Here is a 24,258-nt window from a genome sequence, read left to right on the forward strand (position 1 = left end):
GAGTATCACAGCCAGGATTAAATGAACCGGGAGAACTCCCAATGCAATTGGCACCAGTGGATCGCGTAACCACAATCGACGACCTTACACTTGATCCCTATCCGATTTATCGCCGAATGCGCGCGCAGACCCCGGTGGTGCGGGTCGCCTCAGTGATGCGAACGTTTCTGACCAAGGCCTCCGATACGAAGATGGTGAAGGATCAGCCCAGGCGCTTCAGTTCGGATGACCCCAACACGCCAATGAAGCCGGCCTTCCAGGCCCATACTCTAATGCGCAAGGACGGCGCGGAACACGCCCGCGAAAGAATGGCCATGGCTAAGGCCTTTGCTCCCAAAACGACCGCGGAGCATTGGGCGGCGATCTATCGGGACATTGCAAACGAGTATCTTGATCGCCTTTCCCGCGGCAGCACAGTAGATCTGTTCGCGGAGATCTGCGGCCCGGTGGCTGCCCGTATCCTGGCTCATATCCTTGGAATTAGCGAAGCATCCGACGCAGAAATGATACGTTGGTCGCAGCGGCTAATTGAAGGGGCGGGCAACTTCGGATGGCGGCCTGAGCCTTTCGAGCGGGCAAACGAAGCCAATGCGGAGATGAACCGGCTCTTCGACAACTTGGTCGAAAAGCACCGGGCGGAACCGAACCCCTCGGCTTTCGCGATCATGGTGACCGCGTCTGATCCCATACCCATGAGCCAGATTTACGCCAACATCAAAATCGCCGTCGGCGGAGGCATCAACGAGCCTCGCGACGCTCTTGGCACGATCATCTATGGATTGCTGACCAATCCGGAGCAGTTCGAGGAGGTTAAGAGGCAGCAGTGCTGGGGGCAAGTCTTCGAGGAGGGCGTGCGCTGGGTTGCTCCGATCCAGGCGAGTTCGCGCCTCGTCCTGGAGGACACGGAAATTCGCGGTTTTCTTGTCCCGAAGGGCGATACCGTGATGACCATCCAAGCCTCTGCCAATCGTGATGAAGATGTCTTTGACGACGGAGAGCGCTTCAATGTCTTCCGCCAGAATAATGCGCACCAGTCCTTCGGCTCGGGGCCGCATCACTGTGCCGGTGCGCAAATCTCGCGTCAAACCGTCGGGGCGATCATGTTGCCTACGCTGTTTGAACGTTTTCCGAACATGACGCTGACTAACCCGGACGCGGTGCAATGGCGCGGCTTCGGCTTCCGCGGACCGATTAGTCTACCGGTTACGCTTATATAATCGTAACCACTGTCGCTTGGCATTAAGCCGTAGAAAGGGATCAGAACAAGATTAGTGCGAAATCGTACGTTTGGCCGGGAAAGTGATGATCGAGATGGATATCCGTTCCCAAAACTGAGTCTTAAATAGCATTTCACCCTAAAACTTCTTATCCAGCACAGGCCGCAAACTACGGGAAATATGCACGAATTCGGTTAGACCAGATGAGCGATTTTTGGCGGTAAAGCCGCTAGGTTTTCCTTGCTGAGCCAATATTGGTTTCGAAGGGAAAAGCCATGGAGAAAATAGTTTATGTAGGCCTCGACGTTCATGCTGACACGATAGCTGTCGCCATTGCTGACGACGGTCGGAATCGAGAGATCCGATTTCACGGTGTGATTGAAAATACTGCAGATAGTGTTCTAGGTCTCACCAAGCGGCTTGTTGCCGCAAACACCCAACCCATCTTCTGCTATGAAGCAGGCCCATGCGGATACGGTCTGCATCGCTTGCTCACGAAGCTTGGATTTGATTGTGCTGTCGTCTCTCCGGCCATGATCCCTCGTCGTGCAGGCGACCGGATCAAAACCGATCGACGCGATGCGGAAATGCTGGCGCGGCTGTGGCGAGCAGGCGAATTGACCCCGGTCTGGACACCGGATGAAGAACAGGAAGCTATGCGGGATCTGATCCGAACCCGCAAACAGTCCCTGGATGCGCTGAAGATTGCAAAACAGCAGCTCCAGAGCTTTCTGCTGCGGCATGGCCTTCGCTACAATCGACCTACTTACTGGACCAAAATCCATTGGCGCTGGGTCAATGAGCTGCGCAAATTCCGCTTTCCACATCAGCAACTGGCTTTTGAGGAACTGAAGCGAACCATCCGCCAGATCGAAGAGCGCATCGCCACGTTGGATCAGGCCATTAAAGATGCTGTAAAGGATTGGCGTTTTGGTGCACTGGTCGATGCCCTGCGATCATTGCACGGCGTCAACACGATCATCGCTGCGACACTGGCCGCAGAGATCGGCGACATCAACCGCTTCGACAATCCACGCCAGCTCATGGCCTGGTTGGGGCTGGTGCCAAGTGAGCATTCCAGCGGCAGCACAGTCAGACGGGGGCGCATTACAAAGACAGGTAATGCCCTGGCCCGAACCATGATGGTTGAAGCTAGTTGTCGTATCGACACCCACCTCGAGAAAGACATCCTTTTTTGAAGCGCAGTCAGCATCAGCCTCAAGAGATTAAAGATATTGGCTGGAAAGCGCAGACGCGATTGTGCAAGCGGTACCGGGACCTTTCAAAAACCGGGAAACCACAACCTCGTGTTCTGACCGCTATTGCGCGCGAACTTGCTGGCTTTATCTGGGATATTGCCCGGCACGTGCCGATCCCAGCATAGCCCGAGACGTACCGCACCTTTCTGCCTGTGCAGCATGCTGGAGATGACGGCCAAAGAACAGGGAACCCTCGACTTACGTTGGGATAGATATCCGTCCTTAGAGAGAGGCAAGCCCGCATCGAATATGGTCAGGCGGTGAAAATCCGCGGATGAGAGTATGATAACCATCGGTTCGGATCGCCATCTCCAGCACCGTGCACAGGCTGCATCAATTGACTGACCTCGCGAAAACGGGGTAGTTTAAATGCGCCCGGAAAACCTAAATCGCTCATGAGAGCGTACAATTTCGCACTAATCTTGTTCTGCCCCCAGGAATGCGACCGTTTCGACGTGGTTCGGTATCTTATTCGAGAATCGAAATGTAAAGATTCTCTTTATAATCAGTCAGCCTGCAGCATGTGCGTTAGGAGAAAAATCATGCTATAGTCTGATTAATATTACTCTATAAGATCGACCATAAGCTATTTTCTTATATCATTCCGCCTGTGGCAATCGGAATCGCTTGGCGCTTAAACGTGAGGGTGACCATCTACGGCGCTAAGACACTACTCAAGCTTTGGTTTCGGAAAATGACTACTTCAACATCGTGCATTTTCACCAGGTCAATTGAATCACAGGTTGTTAATTGCAAAAGTAATACAATAAAAATTGAGGCTCTCTCTTTATCACAGTAGGTTCCGACCGATTGAGAGAAAGAAGGAGCATGCACGATGGAGCCCAACCAACGAAGCTTAAGTGATGAATCCGAAGCGTCCCGTACGGAAGTCCATTCTACATCGACAAATAGGGATATGCCTCCCGAGCTTTTGGCTAAGGTGGCAACTTATATTCCTACCCAGGACCCGATAGAAACGGCACGAAATCTTGGAAGCCTGGAACGTACAGGGCGTGCAGGTCGTGAAGCCGTTACAAGTGATCCCGTCGGAAAATATCACGCGCGAATGAAACGAATTGGCGCCTCCGCCAAAACCGTGTTCGATACGGTCATTCCCGGAAATCAATTACCTGAGTGGGAGACGAACCGACCCTCTCCGACGGCCAGAACGCGAGCCGTTGGCCCAATTCTTAAGTTCCAGTCTGAAGCGGGAAAATCGAGATTTGTCACCAATATACTCAATTTGCCTGAATCTGCTCAGTGCGACGCAATTCTTAGTGTCATAAAACACTTGAATGATCTTGGTGAAGCAAACAAGACGCGACTTATCGAACGCTCTATCGAAATTTTGCGGCTAGAACCCCCTTTGACCTGGAATATGGGCCAGAAATGCCCTGCGGTCGACGTGCTGGTCCAAGGCGAAAAGTACCTAAATGCGGATCAACTGGCTCGCATACAACAAGAGAGGAGCAGCCGTCCGCGGCTGTCTCCCCTGTTTGGCCGAGCCATAGCCGATTTCGAGGTTCAAAAAACCATGGACGCAAATCCTAGACGATATAGGGACGCGGCGGGGCCTGAGGTCAGAGCTGTAGACACAGTAATTGAGACAATTGAGAGATATAGTGCGTCGTTAGCAAGAGGCGGTCCAAATGCAGTGGGACTCCTAACGACGAACGAAAGCTTTGAGAAAAATATCAATGAGGTCTACAACCGTACGCGAGCCGAGCTAGACGCTTCTTCACGTGACAGAAGTCGCTCTGGACTATCGCGATAATTTCCTGGATCCACCGCGCTGTTGTAAGTTGACACATCGCATCGTCTTGCCGCTGACGGGACTTTTGGGGACGTCTTTAGTTGAACCGCCCCATGACGCGAATGCTGTTTGATCCCGTATCACTTCCCTCGCAAATTCTGAAGGGACATCAGGTCTCGAATGTACGGCCCCATTTGTTTCAAATGAAGCTTTCGCCGGCGTTTCTGAAATCCTTCTGAAAACGTCCGACCCTACGTTCGTCTGAAGGGGCCGTGTCAACCGGACGTGATAGGGATGGTAGACGCAGCGGTTTTTCCGGTTTCACGCTGCGGCCTAAAACGCCTAGGTTGGAAAGCATTACCTATCCGGCCCCACCCCTCTGGTTGCGATCTGGTGCAACACGGTGATGCAACGTCGACTGCACTGAACTAAAAAATGCAAAGGGATATCAATTGAGCCGATCTTCCCTGAGTGCAGCCTTTGGAAAAGAGGACGGTTTCGGAGCCTTGTCCATGCGCGGAAATAAACAGGCGAATACGGGGCCTGAAAATTCTCAAAGTGGCGATAGTGCAACGGCGCGGCCCGCCTCCGGGGTTGCGTTTTGCTGTCCGTGAACTGCAATGTCTCGAAGCACCGGAGCGCGTGCGAATGAGCGCGTGGATCGCCTCATGGCGCTCGGAGCTTCAGGGGAATCCGCCGCCCTCAACACTTCATACCAAACAGAAACATGGAGATGCCGAAAACGCCATCCTAGTGGAATCATCGTCCGCGCTGAGAGATTGCTTCTCATCAAGCAGACGGGGCGACTGCAAGGCAGGGCTTGCTAGGCGACTGACTCCTCATCTCAAAGCTCAACGTAACAGCAATTCCATAGTATCGGAATGGCTTACCTTCTTTTAGTCAATCTAAATGGGATCACCTATGAAACTTATGCTACCCACCCTGTTTGGGATACTTTTGGCTACGGCTGCAAACGCTGCCAATGATAGTCATGTACTAGCAACCTTTCCCGAGATTGCGCTTGCACTGACTACCGGCAAGCCAGTGGACGTTATGGTCGATTTAAGTTTGTGTACTCCGGGGACCGACGATACACCGCCGACGAAGACGCGCGGAGGCATTCGCATAGATGGGTATAGAATCACTTCTGACGGCACCCTCGCTTTTGCGGATCAGCACTTTACGATTGATCGTGACGGTAAGCCTATTCTTCAGTTTCTTCGCTACCAAATCCGGTTGGACGGTGACGCCGAACTGACTATGGTCGTATTCAACATGCCAAGCTACGAGAGAAAAGGTACCAGCTTGGCCTACAAGTGCGCGATCAGTCACGGGTTGAGTTTCTTCGCTCCATAGTGATCTCTGACTCCTGTGTGACGCCAATCAGAGTTGGCTTAATCTGCCCGGCGAGGCAATTTGCAGATGGTGGTTCGAGTATGAAAAAGGTACTCGTCATAGCGCAAGCGCTCGTTTTAAAATAAAGGCGCTGGCCATGCGATTGATCTTGGCTGAGCGGGCGCCGATCGCCTTGGCGGTATCGCGCCAGGTTGCGGTCATGGTCGCGACCTCTTTGATTATCGCGCGGGCCTGCGGCAGCGTGAGAGCGCGAAAAACTCCGACGCGGCTTCCAGCAGATCGAGCGAGCAGGTGCCCTCGTCGAGATGGATGTTCGCCGTCAGCTCCCGAGCCTTCAGATCGGTCGGAACGGGTTTGAGGTCGTATGCCGGCGAGAGCGACCAGTCCGCCTTTCCCAGTCACAGGAAACCGTGATTGCGCAGGTGATCGTCGACATTGGAAATCAGCACATGGAAGACGACACGCCGATAGAGGACATGGGCGTCCGTCTTACCTTGGGCGCCGTGTTTAGCAAGGGCATCGACGATCTCCGGAGAGCTGCCGCGCTCGCCGCCCATCGTCGCCATCGTCGACAGGAACGGGGTGCGGATCGCCCCTCGCGATCGAAGCGTCGCGACAACATGACGGCCTTGCCGGCGAGGTCGATCAACTCGTGCCGAGGAGTGGCGATACCTGCCTGGCCGGCCAGCCGCAGCGCGATCTCTTCCCAGCTCTCCATGCTGTAGTCGTTGGTCTCCTTCGGGAATTTCGCGATTGAGAGTCGACCATGTTGGTCGATGACCGAGGCCTTCGGGCAGGCATCGCCAAGGGAGGAGCCTGGGGCAAAGATGAGCTGCAGGCCTTCATCTTAGCGGCATAATTGCGGGTGATAGCAATGAAAGCTCAATTCATGAGGTTTCTTTCCGCATCCTTCAACGAATCCCTGCCTCGACGAGGGTGCGATCGCAAATGTATCGTGAAAGCGGTTCGGCCGACCAGGCCCAAGTGGTAGAGCCGGAGCCATATTGGAGGCTGATCTACGAAGGGAGAAAAGCAGCAGACTGGCATCCCACAAGGCTCTCTCGGCGTTGGATGCAATGCCGAACGAAAAACTCATTTTCCGCCTGAATTGCTCGCCGAATTCGCGACGCACTTGCCATTCGGCAATCCATTGGAAACGGCAGATAATCTCACGAATTTTTCAGCTCGCAAGTCGCCAAGTGCGGGTGCGGTTTAGGGTAAGCGCGCAATACCCCGCACCTTTTTCCGTTGAATGAGCTGAGGCATTTGGTGTCCACCTAAAATGAGGTGGACGCCAAATCATGGAAGATGATCAGAAACTGCGTGTGAGGCTTATAGGCCGGAACGGGCGACGTCGTTTTGATCCGGTATCGAAGGAGCGGCTTGTCGCAGCCTGCCTTGAGCCGGGGGCATCGGTATCGAGACTTGCGCTCGAACATGGGGTCAATGCCAACCTCCTTTGGAAATGGATAGGCAAGTGAGTACTGACCGGCCCAATGCGCTTCGGACCGAGGAAGCTAAGCGCTTGAGCACCGAACGTCCGGTTTAAATGCGCAAAAAATGTCGCCAAGGTTGTACTCATGATCCGGACGCCAAGGTTTCTTGGATAGCAGGTCGCATATTTCGCATGAACCTTGCGATCAGAGCGGATGTTCATCGGACTTCTTTTGGGGTATTGGCATTTTGCCCTGGTCGTTGACACTATCGCCACCCCGTGTCAGCGATACGCCCTGTCACCAACTTAACCTTTGGTGACAGGGCTAATATTCAATAGATCCCCCGACCCTCAATTAGTTTGGCTAAATAGAGCACAAGCTGCGCTTGGCGGCTGGCCATCAGTTCTTTTGAACGTTTTCGAACGGCGCCTGCTCAAAATTGCGAGCTTCGATCAGCGCTTCAATAATCGCACTAGTCAGGCGCATGGTACAATAATCGGTGCTCCATCGATGACCTTCGGATGTCGAGCGCAGCAAATCCAGTCCCTGGCCGACACAATCTCCTCGGCCCGATTAATCGCCCATTCCATAAAGGTTTTTGAACCTGATCGTTTTTCCCGATAACCACAACTATCCGTGTTGCCTCCGCATTTCTAGGACGGGAAGAAAAACAAGCAGTTAAGGCGCAGCGCGTCGTCCGCTGCATGCCGGGTAACGCTATTGCTCTAAGATCACGCAGCACCAGTTCCACACCTTGCTGCTTTCAGCGAAGGCACCGGTCCGCGACGCACAACCGACCTCATCTAGCTTTAGATCAAACAATATCAGATGCACCAACCTGCCATTGTAAAAATAGGGTTCCTCTTCGTTGCTAATTGCGTTCGCGTTTCTTGTAAGGAGATGGAGCCGCTGGCCGATAGCGGCGCGAACAGTTTCTGCAATCCGACTGGGGACCTATTGACGTATCGTGGGAACATGAGTGCCAGCCGTCCAAGACAGCCCGTTCATGAATGATGCGAGGGGCGAGCGCGGCAGAATGGCCAGCCCCGCTCAAAGATGTTTTCAGCCAGCTGTTCAACACGGTTACGACGAACCGATCCTGTGCAGCACGCCTTTATAGCGAGCTCCTGAGCTTGAAAAGCGATCTGGATGACTCGTATCGATCCGTTCTCTTTCGAGCAGTGAATCCGGTAGCCGTCGCAAAACACTACTGAGCAAGCGAGCGTGGAACCGGAAAGTCTAATACTTTGCTTGTGTAACTTTCTACCAAGGTACTAAACGGCGTGCCGTCAGGAAGTTTCAGCACAGCACGATGTTCGAGCAGGAATGGCGGCAGGGTAGGAGATCCCCTTCCAGACGCAATCAAGCCGTCCATGTCCCAGCCTTCTGATAGAGGAGACCAGAGTAACTTGGCAGATAGATTGGTGCGTGTGAAATTGAGAGCCAGAACGGCTCTGCCAAACGCGATATCGCTGGTATTCAATGCCTGATTCATCTCGGCCGTTAATCTTGCCGGCACATACCAATTGTCGGCCTCGGACAAGACGCGGTCGCCGCAGACCAGGCGAACGCGGCGATAAGCGATCGGCTCGTCGGGTCCGACGGTCAGTAGTTCACGGATGTGATCATCGGCCGGCTTGGCTTGCCCGCGCACACGCTGAGCTAGGATCTTGGAACCTTCCGGTGCGAGCTTGTGCCCGGCGCACCAGCGGTCAAGGGTCAACGTAGCACTGGCGTTACTCAGGAGATTGGCATTCAAGGTCTGGAGAACCGCAAGCGCTTCCACTCGAGATGCCGGCGTGTTCAACCACTGAGACCCTATAGACGGTTCTTGCGCAATTGCGATCTGGGTGCCCAGCACGATGGAGGCCGCTGCAAGTGCGGCGATGCGAAAGCATTTCGAAGGGCATAATGACACGGAGAATGAAATCCTTTGTGGAGCAAATTTGATGGGCGAACCCTGCGGTCAAATTGCGTTGATTTTGGGAGGCGAGCGCGCGTTGTCAGCATATATGATACCGGCAGCAAGATCTGGCCTGCGCCTTGGGCGCACCGTATACCGGTCAGGTTCCCGATTGACTTTCTCACCATCTTTTGATGTTCCTGCCGCGCAGGTTCGCACCTGTTGAAGCCTAGGTGCCCGAGCCGTTCTTTGCTTGCGTCGCATTGATGTTGTCCATGATATCCTCCGTCCACTCGCCGACCTATAGTTGGAATTTGCAGGTGTTGACGAGTGAGATACCACGTTGGTTTTCGTCCAGCGTGGCGACAATTTTCATCGTGGCACTTGGAAATCCAATGGACTTGGGTTTCAAACCAGGAGCGCGGCGGCTGGTTGGATTTCTCCCAAATCTATCGAATCGTTATTCTCACTTGCGAGTCAGCGCTCTTGGTCTTCCCCCTCGCGCGTTGCAAGATGCTCGTATAGCTGGATCGGATAAAATAGTTCGCAACCGAACGCAAAATCCAAGAGCAGTTGCTCGAAAAAGGACCTCTTCGTCGAAGTTGGGCGCTGCTGCCGGTCGGGCGATAGTTGTAGATCAGGCAGGGATACGCCGTCGATAGTTGCCAATCGCAGATGCGAGTAGCCCAGGCGCTTGTCTGATTTCTTTTGGTGCCCCATGTCATCGTACTCCTTATGTAAGCTTACCGACGATATGTGCAGTCCATCAGCAGTATAATGATTACAGGAGACCAAAGATTGGTTTCAAATGTAACCGAATAAGCCTGCTGTACGTAATGGCAATCGGTCGATATCAGTCGGCACAGCCACTCGTCTTGCTGAGATGCAATGTCGACGTGTAACCAAAATGACTTTGATGGAAGTCGACTTTGAAGCCTGACCGACGCCGGCTAATCGAAATCTGCAACTGCTGGAACTCGGAAGCGGCCAAATCCCTCGAGGACCGAGCGCCGGCCGAGGTGCTTCGAAAGAAATCACTTACTCAAATAAGATGTGCGAATAGCTTTGGCGCGCCGCATGTCGCGCTTGGAGGTGACGCCGACCGATGCTGCGCCGCCGATGGCCATCCAACACGCAGGTCAAATGATGAAGCGGCGAATCACCGAATTCGCGTCAGCGTGACCGGGCAAACAGGCTGTCCTGCGCCATCTTCTGGCCACTGAGGAAAATCGCGCTCCTGCGAGAGCGCATGTTCAAGATATTCATTAGCTATGGCCTCTATGAGCTCTACGTGCCGCCCTGCATCAATATTTGGCAACTGGCTGATTGCGAGATCGTGTTTGCGCGCAAAACGAATTGCGCAGCGATATCCGTCGATATCTTCCAAAATCGGTCGAGCGGCAGGGTAGTTCCAGAGTTCCGCCAACTCCTCCAACAACGAGGGGCGATCTTCCCGGATGGCAAACATTTCCGCAACGCGTTGCTTGGCTCGGGTGAGAAAGGCGTCCGAATCCCCAAGACGTAGCCGCTTGACATGCCATTGAAAACCCGATCTCCAAAACGGACTTTTAGCCATGCAATTGAGAAGCGAAATCGACCCGCCCTCGAGAATAAGACCGTCTTCGGACTTCCGCCAATCCACTTCGAATATGAGTCGACGATGGGCACTCTCAGCGTCAAGGATGCCCTCGGTGAGGGGGCGGGAATCCAAATATATTCTCCGCGTTGATTGCAATTCCGATTCCAAAGGTCTTCCGCTACCTGTCGCGATTTGAGGACAGCATTGCACACGATCAAGGGCAACCACCGGCCACCCGGTTTCTTGTGCGATTTGGATCGCCATGTCCGTTTTGCCGCTGCAAGTCGGTCCGTAGATGAGATGGAGTATCATGTGCGCCTCATATAAATTTAATGGGATATCCCATCTGTTCCAAACCAGATTTTTCAATTCGGATTATGATGTTTTACTGCATGATTTTTACCAGCTTTACGCAATCTGCTGAACTAATATCGCGCTACATTTGTAATCGTACATTTTTGACGTTGCCGGCTCATTCGGCCATGAGAGTTTCCATCCCGTTGTCCTCCTGAACAATTGAGGAGTTTGGCCCCGACACCTGCTTATGGTGAATGCAGCGGACCCCGTTAACGCAACGTCGAAAAGCGGATAGGCGATTTGAGTAGGGAAGCCACATCGGCCGCGCGGTATGCTCCGTCAGCACCTGACAGTTCGTGTTGCAGCTTTGCTTGGTCACCTGAAACGAAAAATGCCGCTGAAGAATATTTAACGGATATGCACACGAAAAAGCCGGTTGGGTCTCATATGCCGCTGACGTCCTGGCTTCGTTTCGAAGCCGACAGCCTCTAAGGTGGTACGAACACAGACCTAATATCCGCTAGTGTCCGCGGCAGCCGCCACGGCAGTTCTCGCTGCGCATAGCATAGCAACTTGCCCTGTCGACGCATGATCAGCCATATTGTTAATGTCGACGATTTCATTTTTCTCGGTGCAAACGGCGACATCCCGACCATATCGATCCTACCAGCCACCGCGCGGAGTCAAAGAACACCTCGGCAACCGGAAACATCCATTGGAATGCCGAGGCTGTGTTTCATTTGAAACACACTGAGTCGACGTTTGTTGCTTCAACCCATTTACAAACCCTACTGTGCGGCCTAAGGGCCACCGGGGTGGGACTGAGCGCTGGTACGAGGACGTAAGTGCGGATGAATGGAAGGTATTCACCGTCTCGGCAAGATTTCAAGACAGGCGCCAAGCCTTGGTCTATCCTGGCCTTGGTAGTTGCTGCAATGATTTTTGCCTTGATGGCGATTACGTCTTGGCAGGACAATGAAACCAATCGGGCGATCCTGACCCAATTGCGAGCTATTAACATCGACAGTGCTTCGCTGCAGCGGGATGTACTCCGCGCGGAAGCGGGTGTGGTGGCGAACTACCGGCCCATTATCTCCAGGTTGGGAGCTTTGCGGAAGAACCTGGAAAATTTGAAGCGACTATTTAAACAATCTCATCTTGTGATCGGCAATGATTTCTCTCAACTGCTCGACAAGCTAAAGGTGTCTGTGGATACGACCGACGCGGCCGTTGCAGCCTTCGGAGCGCAAAACGTGCTCCTGCAAGATTCGCTTGCCAGCTTCACTCGCGCGCTTAGTATTCTTCCCAAAATGTCGTCGACGGATCAGACGGTCGAAAATTCGAACGAATTGGGCAGCCTGATGCTGCAGTTTGTGCGTCAGCCAAGCCCAGCACTCTCGTTGGAGATCAGTCACGAACTCGACATGCTCCAAAAAGCTAGCGGTGGGGCTGAAGTTCCTATCCGTATACTTGCACGCGAGGGTCGCGTCATCTTGTCGATTTTGCCCCGTGTGAACGATGCCGTAAACATGATTCAGACCTCCGACACCGCTGAAATTGCCGAAAGATTGGAGCGCAAGTGTTTGGAGGCCTATAGCTTGCAAAGCGTGAGGGAGCAGCGGGCACGGATCTTCTTGGGTTCCGTTTCGGTGGGCCTTTGCATCTACATCATCTCACTGGTCTATAGGCTGCGTCGGAAAACGGCTTGGTTAACGCGGCGTTTGGATTACGAAGAGGTAATCAAAGAGATTGGGGTTTGTTTCGAGGGGGGAGGGGCCACAGCGTCGTCCCTCAATTCGTCCGCGCAAGCTGCGCTTGGAATTATTCAACGCTTCTTTAATGCGGAATCGTGTGCACTAGCATTGGTGGACCATGGTGACAGGTGGGCTGTCGAAAGTTTCGCTGCGAAGCTGCCTGAGCCCGTCTGGGAGGACCTCGCGCTACGCGAGATGGTTTCTCTTGCCAGAGCGGATGAGCGTGCGTCAGTATTCCGCATCATGTCGACGCGAAAGGTCAGCTGCCTTCCTCCGGAGACTCCGGGCGTTTCTATGCTGCTGGCACACAAATCTACGGATCAACTGATAGCGATTTGTTCCCTCGGTTACCAGGGCTATCGTCTGAAATCTTGTCCAGGCGAAGTTCAGCTTCTTGAACTCGCCACCGCCTGCCTCTGCCACTATATCGATGTTCGGCGTAAGCAGACCGAATGCGATATTCTGGAGAGGCGATTAGAGCATGCGGAACGTCTTCAGGCAGTTGGTACACTTGCTGGTGGAATAGCGCATGAGTTCAACAACATTTTGGGAGCAATCCTCGGGTACGCTGAAATGGCGCAAAACATGCTGCGTCGGTCATCTGTCACCCGAAGACACATTGACCAAATTATTTCGTCGGGTGACAGAGCCAGGCTCATTATCGATCAGATCTTGACTCTAAGTCGAAAACTAGAACGCGTGACAAAGCCGTTCAGTGTCTCCGAACTCGTAATGGAAATTGCTCCCTTATTGCGTGTTGCATTGCAGCGCAACATCGAGCTGAAGTTCAAGTTTGACGACAAGAAGAGCGTAGTCGAAGGAAGCCCGCTAGAGGTTCAGCAGATGCTGATGAATCTTTGCAAGAACGCTTCCCAGGCGTTTACCGCCGATGGTCAAATCGACATCATCGTTAGCCGAATTTTTGTATCTCGACAGAAAGTACTGGCGCATGGTGTTATGCCAGCTGGCGACTATGTTCTTCTTTCTGTCAGCGACGACGGTGAAGGCATTGCCGAAACTGTGCTCCCCCACATTTTTGAGCCTTTCTTTACAACACGCTCTTGCAGCGGCGGCACGGGTCTAGGTCTTGCTGCCGTGCACGGTCATGTCAGCGCGCTTGCAGGATATATTGACGTTACTTCAGCCGTAGGGCGAGGGACGCGCTTCGACATTTATCTACCTCCTTCCTCGAAGAAGCCCGTCAGCCCGGACGCGTTTTTTGGGCCCTGTAAAACACCGCGTGGCAACGGAGAAATTGTGGCATTGATTGAGCCAGATCCTGTCTTGCGGGAGGTGTACGAAGACAAGATCGCCGCTCTGGGCTATGAGCCGGTGGGCTTTAAGACATGTGCAGACCTTTGCAATTGGATATCAAAAGGCAAGCAAGCCGATCTGGTTCTAGTTGACCAATCGTCTCTTCCCGAGAATCAGAGTGCTACTGCTTTGCACGCAGCCTTCAAGACGGCGTCCATCATCATTGGAGGAAGTGATCTTAAAATGTCACTTTCCAGCGATGACATGACGTCCGCGCTTTTTCTGCCCAAACCTATATCCTCCAGGACGATGGCCTACGCGATTCGTACCAAGATCAAAGCCTAGAGTTGAGGATGTTTTTCAGGAGACTCGACCAGGGTAATCAGCACGTCTGTTCGGCGCGCCTATAGCTATGGTTTCTCGCAATCGCTTTGGGCAGTCGGTTGTGGCGGTGCGTCTTCTGAGACCCGAAGGTTGGCGATTATCTGCTGGAGGTCTTCGATACCGTCTTCGAAGAACAAGACATATGTTCGCTGAGCTCGGACATAGGATAGTCGGCATAGGCGGATACCCTCGCCACGCAAATGGCGCGATCGACACCCTGATCGGAGCCTGCGAAGTGCCACAGTTTATTGGAACCATCCCCCGTTCATTCCGCCCTGGAATTTCACTTCGACGGCATTCTAGATCCTCGCCGTTGTCTTAGAGAGCCATCTTTCGTCGGCGCACCCTTAAGTGCATGGAAAGCCGTTTTCGCTTCAAATGAAATCGAAAAGAAGAAAACAAAAATCCTAGAGTAACCGACCCTCCCGATAATCGTGAACATCAGATGACAGCATTTCTTCCGACCGAAGTGGCTGTGTTGGTTATGAGCTTGGGGAGATGGGGAATGTTGAAGGCAACAGGGCCGCTGTCGATTATCTTACTGGCCTCCACGTGCCCGTCGAGCGGTGCTGCCCCACTTTCATTTGCTGAGTTCAATAATTTTGCACGCGAATGCGCTCCATCCGTTGCTCCATCTACGCTTGCAGCGATCGCTCAGGTCGAAAGTCGCTTTGATCCGCTTGCTGTGCATGACAATACCACCGGCGAAACGCTTCACTGGCAGAACCAGGCTCAAGCAACGCAAGTCGTGATGGACCGTCTCGAAGCACGGCATTCGCTGGATGTTGGGCTCATGCAGATCAATTCCCGGAATTTTTCCGTGCTTGGTCTGACACCTGACGAAGCCCTTCAACCTTGCACGTCATTATCTGTCGCCGCAAACTTGCTTGGGAGCCGCTACGCTGGCGGCAACACGGCTGACGACGAGCAATTGTCGCTTCGTCGGGCAATCTCCGCCTATAACACCGGTGATTTCACGCACGGCTTCGCGAACGGCTACGTGCGAAAAGTTGAAACGGCCGCTCAACAGCTCGTCCCCCCGTTAACCGCGCGTCCAAAAGATGATCGTGAGAAGCCGGGATCCGAGGAAACATGGGATGTTTGGGGGGCATATAAGCGTCGTTCCCCGGAGGGCGGAGCTGGCGGGTCATCCGGTCCGCCTCCGCCGCCAGACGAGGACAACCGCAAATCCGAAGACGACGATCAACTCTTGTTCGACTTAAATCAAGGAGGTCCGCAATAATGCGATGCTTTGAAAGATACCGTGTACATCTGAATCGCCTCTCGCTCTCGAACGCGGTGATGCGCATGGTATCCGGCTATGCGCCGAGCGTGGTCGGTGCAATGGGGTGGAGCATTTTCTCCTCTGGGCCGGCCGCGGCCCAATCTGCAGGTGGCGGCACTGACCCAGCCACAATGGTTAACAACATATGCACGTTTATCCTTGGTCCGTTCGGCCAGTCACTCGCTGTTCTTGGCATCGTGGCCATCGGAATCTCCTGGATGTTCGGTCGCGCTTCACTCGGTCTCGTTGCCGGCGTCGTCGGCGGCATTGTCATCATGTTTGGAGCCAGCTTCCTGGGCAAAACGCTGACTGGAGGTGGCTAATGAATGATCGTCTGGAAGAAGCAACCCTTTACTTGGCGGCGACACGGCCCGCATTGTTTCTTGGCGTGCCGCTGACGTTGGCGGGGCTACTCGTGATGTTTGCCGGCTTTGTCATCGTCATCGTTCAGAACCCGCTGTACGAAGTCGTTCTCGTGCCCTTGTGGTTCGGAGCGCGGCTTGTGGTGGAACGAGACTATAACGCGGCCAGCGTCGTTCTACTTTTTTTGCAGACGGCGGGAAGGAGCGTTGATGGTCTGATTTGGGGCGGCGCAAGCGTTAGCCCAAATCCAATCAAGGTTCCCGCGCGAGGGAGAGGAATGGCGTAATGCTCGGAGCAAGTGGCACAACCGAAAGGTCTGGCGAGGTCTATCTACCCTACGTCGGGCACGTCAGCGACCATATTGTCCTTCTAGAAGATGGATCGATCATGACGATGGCGCACGTAAGTGGCATGGCCTTCGAACTCGAAGATGCCGAAATGCGCAATGCACGTTGCCGTGCATTTAATACGCTCTTGCGCAATATCGCTGATGATCATGTGTCAATATATGCTCACCTCGTACGTCATGACGATGTGCCGCCGTCACCCGCGCGACATTTCCGCAGCGCTTTTTCCGCCAGTCTGAGCGAAGCTTTTGAGGAGCGCGTTCTCTCCGGCAAACTCCTTCGCAATGACCACTTCCTTACGCTGATCGTGTCTCCCCGGGCCGCGCTTGGCAAAGTGAGGAGAAGGTTCACCAAACGCTACAGACAAAAAGAAAACGATCTCACAGCTCAAACCAGGAACCTGGAAGATCTCTGGCATCTTGTCGCTGGCGCTCTCGAAGCGTACGGCCTGCGTCGTCTTGGTATTCGTGAGAAGCAAGATGTGCTTTTTACGGAGGTTGGAGAAGCTCTGCGGCTGATAATGACTGGTCGATTCACGCCGGTTCCCGTCGTTAGCGGTTCGCTCGGCGCCTCGATCTATACCGACCGAGTTATTTGCGGCAAGCGGGGACTCGAGATCCGAACACCAAAAGATAGTTATGTGGGATCTATTTACTCGTTTCGCGAATACCCCGCAACGACGCGACCGGGTATGCTCAACGTGCTACTGTCTCTCGATTTTCCGCTTGTTCTGACGCAGAGCTTCTCGTTTCTGACTCGCTCGCAAGCCCACTCGAAGCTCAGCCTCAAGTCCAGCCAAATGTTGAGTTCTGGCGACAAAGCCGTCACCCAAATCAGCAAGTTATCCGAGGCGGAGGACGCACTAGCGAGCAACGAATTCGTATTGGGGGCGCATCATGTGAGTCTTTGCATATATGCAAATGATCTCAATAATCTTGCAGATAGAGGTGCCCGCGCCCGGACGCGATTGGCGGATGCGGGAGCTGTTGTTGTCCAAGAGGGCATCGGCATGGAGGCGGCTTATTGGTCGCAGCTGCCAGGCAACTATAAGTGGCGCACGCGTCCGGGAGCGATCACATCGCGCAACTTCGCTGGTTTAGTCTCATTCGAGAATTTTCCCGAGGGATCCGGCTCAGGTCACTGGGGCAACGCGATTGCGCGCTTTCGTACCAATGGTGGAACCCCTTTCGACTACATCCCGCACGAGCACGATGTCGGCATGACGGCGATATTCGGTCCCATCGGGAGGGGTAAAACGACGCTCATGACCTTTATCCTCGCGATGCTCGAGCAGAGCATGGTCGACCGCGCGGGTGCGGTTGTCCTCTTCGACAAGGACCGCGGCAGTGAGCTGCTGGTTCGCGCCACCGGGGGAACATATTTGGCGCTCCGTAGAGGAGCGCCGAGCGGATTGGCGCCATTGCGTGGCCTGGAAAATACAGCGGCTTCACATGATTTTCTGCGCGAATGGATCGTGGCGCTCATTGAGAGCGATGGCCGTGGAGGAATATCCCCCGAGGAAAATCGCCGTCTGGTGCGGGGTATCCATCGGCAGCTCTCGTTTGATCCCCACATGCGCTCAATCGCGGGGTTACGCGAATTTTTGTTGCATGGACCCGCCGAAGGGGCGGGAGCGAGACTCCAACGCTGGTGCCGTGGCAATGCACTAGGCTGGGCGTTCGACGGCGAGCTCGACGAAGTAAAGTTGGATCCTTCGATTACTGGTTTCGACATGACGCATCTTCTCGAATATGAGGAAGTATGCGCTGCCGCCGCAGCATATCTTCTGCACCGCATTGGAGCCATGGTTGACGGCCGTCGGTTTGTGATGAGTTGCGATGAGTTTCGCGCCTATTTGCTAAATCCTAAATTTGCGGCGGTCGTCGACAAGTTCCTGCTTACTGTCCGCAAAAACAATGGGATGCTGATACTGGCAACGCAGCAACCTGAGCATGTCCTGGAATCGCAGCTAGGCGCCAGTCTCGTCGCGCAATGTATGACGAAGATTTTCTATCCTTCACCCACGGCAGATCGATCGGCTTACATCGATGGACTGAAATGTACTGAAAAGGAATTTCAGGCGATCCGTGAAGACATGGCAGTAGGTAGCCGGAAGTTTCTGCTTAAACGAGAAAGCGGAAGCGTCGTCTGCGAATTCGATCTGCGGGAAATGCGCGAATATGTCGCCGTACTTTCGGGGCGCGCCAACACGGTGCGCTTCGCGGATCAGCTTCGCAAAGTACAGGGGGACAACCCATCAGCCTGGCTCAGCGAATTTATGGCTCGTTACCACGAGGCAAAAGATTGATCAAAGGTGGGGAACTATGAAGATCATGCAACTTGTTGCTGCGGCCATGGCCGTCAGCCTTCTTTCGGTCGGACCCGCGCGGGCGCAGTTCGTTGTCAGCGATCCGGCGACGGAAGCTGAGACGCTGGCGACGGCGCTCGAGACTGCGGCAAATCTCGAACAGACCATAACGATGGTGGCGATGTTAACCTCGGCTTATGGCGTCACCGGCCTACTAACTTCGCTCAACCAAAAAAATCAGTATCCCTCGACCAGGGACTTGGACACGGAAATGTTTTCGCCGCGAATGCCAATGTCGACCACGGCACGTGCGATCACCACCGATACAGATCGCGCCGTAGTTGGTGGCGACGCTGAAGCGGATCTGTTGCGATCGCAGATCACCGGTTCCGCAAATAGCGCGGGCATTGCGGCTGACAACCTGGAGACGATGGACAAACGCTTAACAGCGAATGCCGAGACCTCGACACAGCTTTCTCGCTCTCGCAATATCATGCAGGCAACCGTTACCAACGGTTTGCTTCTCAAGCAGATCCATGACGCAATGATTCAAAATGTACAGGCGACCAGCTTGTTAACGATGACCACCGCGCAGGCTGGCCTTCATGAGGCGGAAGAGGCGGCCGCTCAACGTAAGGAGCATCAAAAGACTGCGGTCATCTTTGGGGCCGTCCCCTGAGACTGGGCGACTTATTCGTGCCGCCCATCTGCACATTTCAGGATGCGAGTTCATTGTATCCGACATTCTGCGACAAGCCAGTCAAGGTCAGGTCCAAACGATGAATTTCACGATCCCGGCGCCGTTTACGGCCATTCATACGATCTTCGATCTAGCCTTTACGACAAGCCTGGACACAATGCTTGGGACGATCCAAGAGGCGGTGAGCGCGCCATTGGTCGCCTGCGTCACTCTTTGGATTATCGTTCAGGGTATTCTGGTCATGCGTGGCGAAATCGACACGCGCGGCGGTATCACTCGGGTGATCACGGTCACCGTCGTTGTTGCCCTTGTCGTCGGGCAGGCCAACTACCACGACTATGTGGTTTCAGTCTTTGAAGAGACGATTCCAAACTTTATTCAGCAGTTTAGTGGCAGCGGCCTGCCTCTGCAGACCATTCCCGCTCAGCTCGATACAATGTTCGCCCTAACCCAAGCTGCATTTCAGAGAATTGCATCTGAAATCGGCCCGATGAATGACCAGGATATCCTTGCTTTCCAGGGGGCTCAGTGGGTCTTTTACGGCACGCTCTGGTCTGCCTTCGGAATCTACGACGCCGTCGGAATTCTCACGAAAGTGCTTCTGGCGATCGGCCCTTTGATCCTCACGGGATATATCTTTGATCGCACGCGCGACATCGCGGCAAAGTGGATCGGGCAACTTATCACGTATGGTCTCCTACTTCTCCTGCTAAACCTCGTGGCGACAATAGTCATCCTAACCGAAGCGACTGCACTCACGCTTATGCTTGGTGTAATCACCCTTGCCGGTACGACCGCGGCCAAGATCATTGGTCTTTACGAACTCGACATGTTCTTTCTGACTGGTGACGCACTCATTGTCGCTTTGCCGGCAATCGCCGGCAACATCGGAGGCAGTTATTGGAGCGGCGCGACCCAATCTGCCAACAGCTTGTACCGTCGCTTCGCTCAGGTCGATCGTCGTTAGGTCCCGCAAAAAAATTCACGTCGGTGGAGAACTCTATGAAATATTGCCTGCTGTGCCTGGCTCTCGCTTTAGGCGGCTGCCAGACAAACGATAAATTGGCGAGCTGCAAAGGCCCAATATTCCCGCTGAATGTGGGGCGATGGCAGCCTACGCCGTCAGATCTTCAGCTCAGCAACGTAGGTGGTCGCCATGAAGGGGTCTGAATACGCCTTGCTAGTAGCGCGGGAAACCCTGGCTGAGCACTACAAGGAAGTGGAAGCTTTCCAAACTGCGCGTGCGAAATCAGCGCGGCGCCTCTCCAAGGTCATTGCAGCTGTCGCAACCATCGCGGTTTTGGGGAATGTTGCGCAAGCCTTCACAATTGCCACCATGGTGCCGCTGATCAGGCTTGTGCCGGTATATCTTTGGATACGGCCGGATGGCACCGTTGACAGCGAGGTGTCCGTCTCCCGATTGCCTGCAACTCAAGAGGAGGCCGTCGTTAACGCCTCACTGTGGGAGTATGTTCGGCTGCGCGAGAGCTATGATGCCGATACCGCCCAGTACGCCTATGACCTGGTCTCGAACTTCAGCGCCCCAATGGTGCGCCAAAATTATCAGCAATTCTTCAATTATCCCAATCCAACTTCGCCTCAAGTCATCCTCGGCAAACACGGCAGGCTAGAGGTCGAACACATCGCTTCGAATGATGTTACTCCGGGTGTGCAGCAAATTCGCTATAAGCGAACCCTCATCGTTGACGGCAAAATGCCGATGGCGAGCACTTGGACTGCTACGGTTCGTTATGAAAAGGTGACCAGCTTGCCCGGCAGATTGAGACTGACCAACCCGGGAGGCTTGGTTGTCACCTCCTACCAGACATCGGAAGATACCGTTTCGAACGCAGGCCACAGCGAACCATGACGAAAAAAGCATTTCTCACTCTGGCATGTTTACTTTTTGCGGCGATTGGCGCGAGGGCTGAAGACACGCCAACGGCGGGCAGACTTGATCCGCGCATGCGTTATCTCGCTTACAATCCCGATCAAGTGGTGCGCCTTTCAACGGCGGTTGGAGCCACTTTGGTTGTTACTTTCGGGGCTAACGAAACGGTGACAGCTGTTGCCGTTTCCAATAGCAAAGATCTCGCGGCCCTTCCACGCGGAAATTATCTTTTCTTCAAGGCTAGCAAGGTTCTCCCACCCCAGCCAGTGGTCGTGCTAACTGCGAGTGACGCCGGTATGCGACGCTACGTTTTCAGCATCTCTTCCAAGACGCTGCCGCACCTCGATAAAGAGCAGGCCGATCTCTACTATAGCGTACAATTCGCTTACCCTGCCGATGACGCAGCGGCTCGCCAGAAGGCGGCACAAGAGAAGGCTGTTGCAGACCGTATACGTGCGGAAGCGCAATATCAACAGAGAGCAGAGGGTTTATTGGAGCAGCCTGCCACGACCGTTGGTGCCGAGGACAAGAATTGGCACTATGTCGCTCAGGGCGATCGTTCGCTGTTGCCGCTCGAAGTCTTCGATGATGGATTTACGACGGTATTTCACTTCCCAGGTAATGTACGCATACCCTCCATCTACACGATAAATCCGGATGGAAAGGAAGCTGTCGCTAACTATTCAGTCAAAGGGAGCTATGTCGAGATTTCTTCGGTTTCCCGTGGTTGGCGTCTGAGGGATGGCCACACGGTATTATGCATTTGGAATACCGCCTACGATCCCGTCGGCCGCAGGCCGGAGACGGGCACTGTGAGGCCCGATGTGAAGCGCGTCCTAAAGGAGGTGAGAGGATGAACGACGACAATCAGCAATCGGCGCATGATGTCGATGCGTCGGGGTCCCTGGTCTCCGACACACATCACCGGCGCCTTTCGGGGGCTCAAAAGTTGATCGTAGGAGGTGTAGTTCTCGCGCTATCACTTAGCCTCATTTGGCTTGGCGGGCGTGAAAAGAAGGAAAACGGGGACGCACCCCCGTCAACCATGATCGCCACGAACACCAAGCCATTTCATCCGGCTCCGATTGACGTTACACTTGATCCTCCGGCTGCCCAGGAAGCTGTTCAGCCGACTGCTCCTCCGCCAGCACGAAGTGAGCCGGAACGGCATGAGCCGCGGCCGGAAGAAACACCGATTTTTGCGTACACCAGTGGTGATCAAGGGACCAGCAAGCGCGTTCAACAAGGCGAAACGGACCGAAGACGCGAAGGCAATGGGGAAGACAGTCCTTTGCCGAAGGTCGAAGTGTCCGCCGAGAATGATCTCTCGATACGCATGAAGCCCACCGAGCTGCAGCCCACCAGGGCTACGCTCTTGCCTCATCCCGACTTCATGGTGACGGAGGGGACGATTATTCCATGTATCTTGCAAACGGCAATCGACACCAGTCTGGCAGGCTATGTAAAATGCGTGTTACCCTGGGATGTTCGTGGAACAACGAACAACGTTGTGCTTCTTGATCGCGGCACCACCGTTGTTGGCGAGATCCAGCGCGGTTTGCAACAGGGAGATGCGCGTGTTTTTGTGCTCTGGGATCGGGCGGAGACACCCGACCATGCCATGATTTCGCTTGCGTCACCAAGCGCTGACGAACTCGGTCGCTCGGGATTGCCGGGCACCGTCGACAATCACTTCTGGCAGCGCTTTAGCGGGGCCATGCTCTTGAGTGTCGTCCAAGGTGCCTTCCAGGCAGCGAGCACCTACGCTGGCAGCTCGGGTGGAGGGACGAGCTTCAACAGCGTCCAGAATAACGGTGAACAAACGGCAGACACAGCCCTCAAGGCCACGATCAACATACCGCCAACCCTGAAGAAGAATCAGGGCGACACGGTCTCCATTTTTGTCGCACGGGATCTCGATTTCTCAGGCATATACCAGCTTCGTATGGCTGGTCGCGCGGCGCGGGGGCGGGATCGCCGTCCATAACGAATTCAACTTATCACTTACAGATGGAGATACGATACAAATGGAGGTGGATCCGCAATTACGAATCCTTCTCAAGCCGATTTTGGAATGGCTCGATGACCCGCGGACCGAAGAAGTTGCGATAAATCGACCTGGGGAGGCATTTGTGCGCCAGGCCGGCGCCTTCCTCAAGTTCCCTTTGCCTGTCTCCTATGACGATCTCGAAGATATCGCTATTTTAGCAGGCGCGCTGAGAAAACAGGACGTTGGACCACGCAACCCACTTTGCGCAACTGAACTTCCAGACGGCGAGCGGCTGCAGATCTGTTTGCCGCCGACGGTACCATCGGGCACCGTCAGCTTGACGATTCGACGGCCAAGTTCCCGTGTTTCTAGTCTCAAAGAAGTCTCGTCCCGTTACGATGCTCCGAGGTGGAATCAGTGGAAGGAACGAAAAAAACGGCATGATCAGCATGATGAAGCTATCCTTCGGTACTATGACAACGGGGATCTGGAGGCGTTTCTGCACGCATGTGTCGTTGGTCGGTTGACGATGCTGCTTTGCGGACCCACCGGGAGTGGCAAGACAACGATGAGCAAGACCTTGATCAACGCTATCCCGCCGCAGGAAAGGCTGATTACCATCGAAGATACGCTCGAACTCGTCATTCCACACGAGAACCACGTAAGGCTGCTTTATTCTAAGAATGGGGCTGGGCTGGGCGCAGTGACCGCTGAGCACCTGCTACAGGCTAGCCTGCGCATGCGACCGGACCGAATACTGCTCGGCGAGATACGCGACGATGCCGCGTGGGCTTATCTGAGTGAAGTCGTCTCAGGGCATCCGGGATCGATTTCCACAATACATGGTGCCAATCCCGTCCAAGGTTTCAAAAAGCTATTTTCGCTCGTGAAAAGCAGCGCTCAGGGGGCTAGCTTGGAAGATCGCACCCTGATTGACATGCTCGCAACCGCAGTTGATGTCATCGTACCCTTCCGTGCCCACGGTGACATTTACGAGGTGGGCGAAATCTGGCTCGCTGCCGATGCGCGCCGGCGCGGTGAGACAATAGGCGATCTTCTTAACCAGCAGTAGTTGTGATCCATGTTTCTAAATGCCGCATGGCGCGTTGTAGAATTACGTTTGTAGCAATGCTCAGCAATCTTTGTCATCAAACGGAGACATCTAGTTTGCATTTCTGTCGT

Annotated in this window: 18 protein-coding genes and 4 pseudogenes; 17 read left to right on the forward strand and 5 right to left on the reverse strand. The window is 54.1% G+C overall.

Features of this window, described 5'->3' with window-relative positions; all coding sequences use genetic code 11:
- Nucleotides 1-41: 41 nt before the first annotated feature.
- The 4 genes and pseudogenes from FY156_29645 (at nt 42) to FY156_29660 (ending at nt 5,585) form a co-directional block, all read left to right on the forward strand.
- The gene (locus FY156_29645) at nt 42-1,217 is read left to right on the forward strand and encodes a cytochrome P450 (protein ID UXS05717.1); all 1,176 of its coding nucleotides are present in this window, start codon (nt 42-44) and stop codon (nt 1,215-1,217) included.
- A 275-nt stretch (nt 1,218-1,492) separates the two neighbouring features.
- Nucleotides 1,493-2,601, forward strand: a pseudogene (locus FY156_29650) (IS110 family transposase).
- A 710-nt stretch (nt 2,602-3,311) separates the two neighbouring features.
- Nucleotides 3,312-4,250, forward strand: a complete 939-nt coding sequence (locus FY156_29655; protein ID UXS05718.1) for a hypothetical protein — start codon at nt 3,312-3,314, stop codon at nt 4,248-4,250.
- A gap of 900 nt (nt 4,251-5,150) precedes the next feature.
- The gene (locus FY156_29660) at nt 5,151-5,585 is read left to right on the forward strand and encodes a hypothetical protein (GenBank protein ID UXS05719.1); all 435 of its coding nucleotides are present in this window, start codon (nt 5,151-5,153) and stop codon (nt 5,583-5,585) included.
- A 96-nt stretch (nt 5,586-5,681) separates the two neighbouring features.
- Here FY156_29660 and FY156_29665 read toward each other — a convergent pair.
- Together FY156_29665 and FY156_29670 are read right to left on the reverse strand one after the other, a co-directional pair.
- Nucleotides 5,682-5,983 (reverse strand): annotated as a pseudogene (locus FY156_29665) (HipA domain-containing protein).
- Nucleotides 5,984-6,303 (reverse strand): annotated as a pseudogene (locus FY156_29670) (HipA domain-containing protein).
- Between the two features lie 580 nt (nt 6,304-6,883).
- Between FY156_29670 and FY156_29675 the strand changes: the two are divergent.
- Nucleotides 6,884-7,057 (forward strand): annotated as a pseudogene (locus FY156_29675) (transposase).
- 1,171 nt (nt 7,058-8,228) lie between these two features.
- Here FY156_29675 and FY156_29680 read toward each other — a convergent pair.
- From FY156_29680 to FY156_29690, 3 genes are all read right to left on the reverse strand, one after another.
- Nucleotides 8,229-8,939, reverse strand: a complete 711-nt coding sequence (locus FY156_29680) for a hypothetical protein (GenBank protein ID UXS05720.1) — start codon at nt 8,937-8,939, stop codon at nt 8,229-8,231.
- A gap of 462 nt (nt 8,940-9,401) precedes the next feature.
- Nucleotides 9,402-9,644 carry a hypothetical protein gene (locus FY156_29685; GenBank protein ID UXS05721.1) on the reverse strand — a complete coding sequence of 81 codons (243 nt, stop codon included), beginning with the start codon at nt 9,642-9,644 and terminating at the stop codon, nt 9,402-9,404.
- Nucleotides 9,645-10,083: 439 nt separating this feature from the next.
- Nucleotides 10,084-10,815, reverse strand: coding sequence for a (dimethylallyl)adenosine tRNA methylthiotransferase (locus FY156_29690; GenBank protein ID UXS05722.1), 732 nt, complete (start codon nt 10,813-10,815; stop codon nt 10,084-10,086).
- A gap of 836 nt (nt 10,816-11,651) precedes the next feature.
- On the opposite strand from FY156_29690, the gene virA reads away from it, so the two are divergent.
- From virA to virB11, 12 genes are all read left to right on the forward strand, one after another.
- On the forward strand, nt 11,652-14,153 hold the full coding sequence (gene virA, locus FY156_29695) for a two-component system sensor kinase VirA (protein ID UXS05723.1): 2,502 nt from the start codon (nt 11,652-11,654) through the stop codon (nt 14,151-14,153).
- A 544-nt stretch (nt 14,154-14,697) separates the two neighbouring features.
- Entirely contained in the window at nt 14,698-15,435 is a 738-nt protein-coding gene (locus FY156_29700; GenBank protein UXS05724.1) for a type IV secretion system lytic transglycosylase VirB1, read from the forward strand.
- Entirely contained in the window at nt 15,435-15,800 is a 366-nt protein-coding gene (locus FY156_29705) for a pilin major subunit VirB2 (protein UXS05725.1), read from the forward strand. Before FY156_29700 ends, FY156_29705 begins: the two co-directional genes overlap by 1 nt.
- Entirely contained in the window at nt 15,800-16,126 is a 327-nt protein-coding gene (locus FY156_29710) for a type IV secretion system protein VirB3 (protein ID UXS05726.1), read from the forward strand. The genes FY156_29705 and FY156_29710 overlap by 1 nt, the downstream gene beginning before the upstream one ends.
- The gene (virB4, locus tag FY156_29715) at nt 16,126-18,495 is read left to right on the forward strand and encodes a type IV secretion/conjugal transfer ATPase VirB4 (protein ID UXS05727.1); all 2,370 of its coding nucleotides are present in this window, start codon (nt 16,126-16,128) and stop codon (nt 18,493-18,495) included. The genes FY156_29710 and virB4 overlap by 1 nt, the downstream gene beginning before the upstream one ends.
- 16 nt (nt 18,496-18,511) lie before the next feature.
- On the forward strand, nt 18,512-19,174 hold the full coding sequence (locus FY156_29720) for a pilin minor subunit VirB5 (protein UXS05728.1): 663 nt from the start codon (nt 18,512-18,514) through the stop codon (nt 19,172-19,174).
- Nucleotides 19,175-19,274: 100 nt separating this feature from the next.
- Nucleotides 19,275-20,162 (forward strand): type IV secretion system protein, encoded by an 888-nt coding sequence (locus FY156_29725; GenBank protein ID UXS05729.1) that lies wholly within the window; start codon nt 19,275-19,277, stop codon nt 20,160-20,162.
- Between the two features lie 35 nt (nt 20,163-20,197).
- A complete protein-coding gene (locus FY156_29730; protein UXS05730.1) occupies nt 20,198-20,365 on the forward strand; it encodes a type IV secretion system lipoprotein VirB7 in 168 nt (55 codons plus the stop codon).
- A complete protein-coding gene (locus FY156_29735; GenBank protein UXS05731.1) occupies nt 20,352-21,065 on the forward strand; it encodes a type IV secretion system protein VirB8 in 714 nt (237 codons plus the stop codon). Before FY156_29730 ends, FY156_29735 begins: the two co-directional genes overlap by 14 nt.
- The gene (virB9, locus tag FY156_29740; GenBank protein UXS05732.1) at nt 21,062-21,943 is read left to right on the forward strand and encodes a P-type conjugative transfer protein VirB9; all 882 of its coding nucleotides are present in this window, start codon (nt 21,062-21,064) and stop codon (nt 21,941-21,943) included. The genes FY156_29735 and virB9 overlap by 4 nt, the downstream gene beginning before the upstream one ends.
- Nucleotides 21,940-23,073: a type IV secretion system protein VirB10 gene (gene virB10 / locus FY156_29745; GenBank protein ID UXS05733.1), complete on the forward strand. Its 1,134-nt coding sequence runs from the start codon at nt 21,940-21,942 to the stop codon at nt 23,071-23,073. The genes virB9 and virB10 overlap by 4 nt, the downstream gene beginning before the upstream one ends.
- 34 nt (nt 23,074-23,107) lie before the next feature.
- Complete coding sequence (gene virB11, locus FY156_29750) at nt 23,108-24,148, forward strand: P-type DNA transfer ATPase VirB11 (GenBank protein ID UXS05790.1); 1,041 nt, start codon at nt 23,108-23,110, stop codon at nt 24,146-24,148.
- Nucleotides 24,149-24,258 lie beyond the last annotated feature (110 nt).

Source organism: Agrobacterium tumefaciens (assembly GCA_025559845.1).
Lineage (GTDB): Bacteria > Pseudomonadota > Alphaproteobacteria > Rhizobiales > Rhizobiaceae > Agrobacterium.

Bases quoted from the DNA above. Each gene is read 5' to 3' on its own strand.
- FY156_29700 (UXS05724.1), top strand. From the start codon at position 14,698: ATGTTGAAGGCAACAGGGCCGCTGTCGATTATCTTACTGGCCTCCACG.
- FY156_29720 (UXS05728.1), top strand. From the start codon at position 18,512: ATGAAGATCATGCAACTTGTTGCTGCGGCCATGGCCGTCAGCCTTCTT.
- FY156_29655 (UXS05718.1), top strand. From the start codon at position 3,312: ATGGAGCCCAACCAACGAAGCTTAAGTGATGAATCCGAAGCGTCCCGT.
- virB4 (UXS05727.1), top strand. From the start codon at position 16,126: ATGCTCGGAGCAAGTGGCACAACCGAAAGGTCTGGCGAGGTCTATCTA.
- FY156_29690 (UXS05722.1), bottom strand. From the start codon at position 10,815: ATGATACTCCATCTCATCTACGGACCGACTTGCAGCGGCAAAACGGAC.
- virB9 (UXS05732.1), top strand. From the start codon at position 21,062: ATGACGAAAAAAGCATTTCTCACTCTGGCATGTTTACTTTTTGCGGCG.
- FY156_29730 (UXS05730.1), top strand. From the start codon at position 20,198: ATGAAATATTGCCTGCTGTGCCTGGCTCTCGCTTTAGGCGGCTGCCAG.
- FY156_29735 (UXS05731.1), top strand. From the start codon at position 20,352: ATGAAGGGGTCTGAATACGCCTTGCTAGTAGCGCGGGAAACCCTGGCT.
- FY156_29705 (UXS05725.1), top strand. From the start codon at position 15,435: ATGCGATGCTTTGAAAGATACCGTGTACATCTGAATCGCCTCTCGCTC.
- FY156_29660 (UXS05719.1), top strand. From the start codon at position 5,151: ATGAAACTTATGCTACCCACCCTGTTTGGGATACTTTTGGCTACGGCT.
- virB10 (UXS05733.1), top strand. From the start codon at position 21,940: ATGAACGACGACAATCAGCAATCGGCGCATGATGTCGATGCGTCGGGG.
- FY156_29685 (UXS05721.1), bottom strand. From the start codon at position 9,644: ATGGGGCACCAAAAGAAATCAGACAAGCGCCTGGGCTACTCGCATCTG.
- FY156_29710 (UXS05726.1), top strand. From the start codon at position 15,800: ATGAATGATCGTCTGGAAGAAGCAACCCTTTACTTGGCGGCGACACGG.
- virA (UXS05723.1), top strand. From the start codon at position 11,652: ATGAATGGAAGGTATTCACCGTCTCGGCAAGATTTCAAGACAGGCGCC.
- FY156_29725 (UXS05729.1), top strand. From the start codon at position 19,275: ATGAATTTCACGATCCCGGCGCCGTTTACGGCCATTCATACGATCTTC.
- FY156_29645 (UXS05717.1), top strand. From the start codon at position 42: ATGCAATTGGCACCAGTGGATCGCGTAACCACAATCGACGACCTTACA.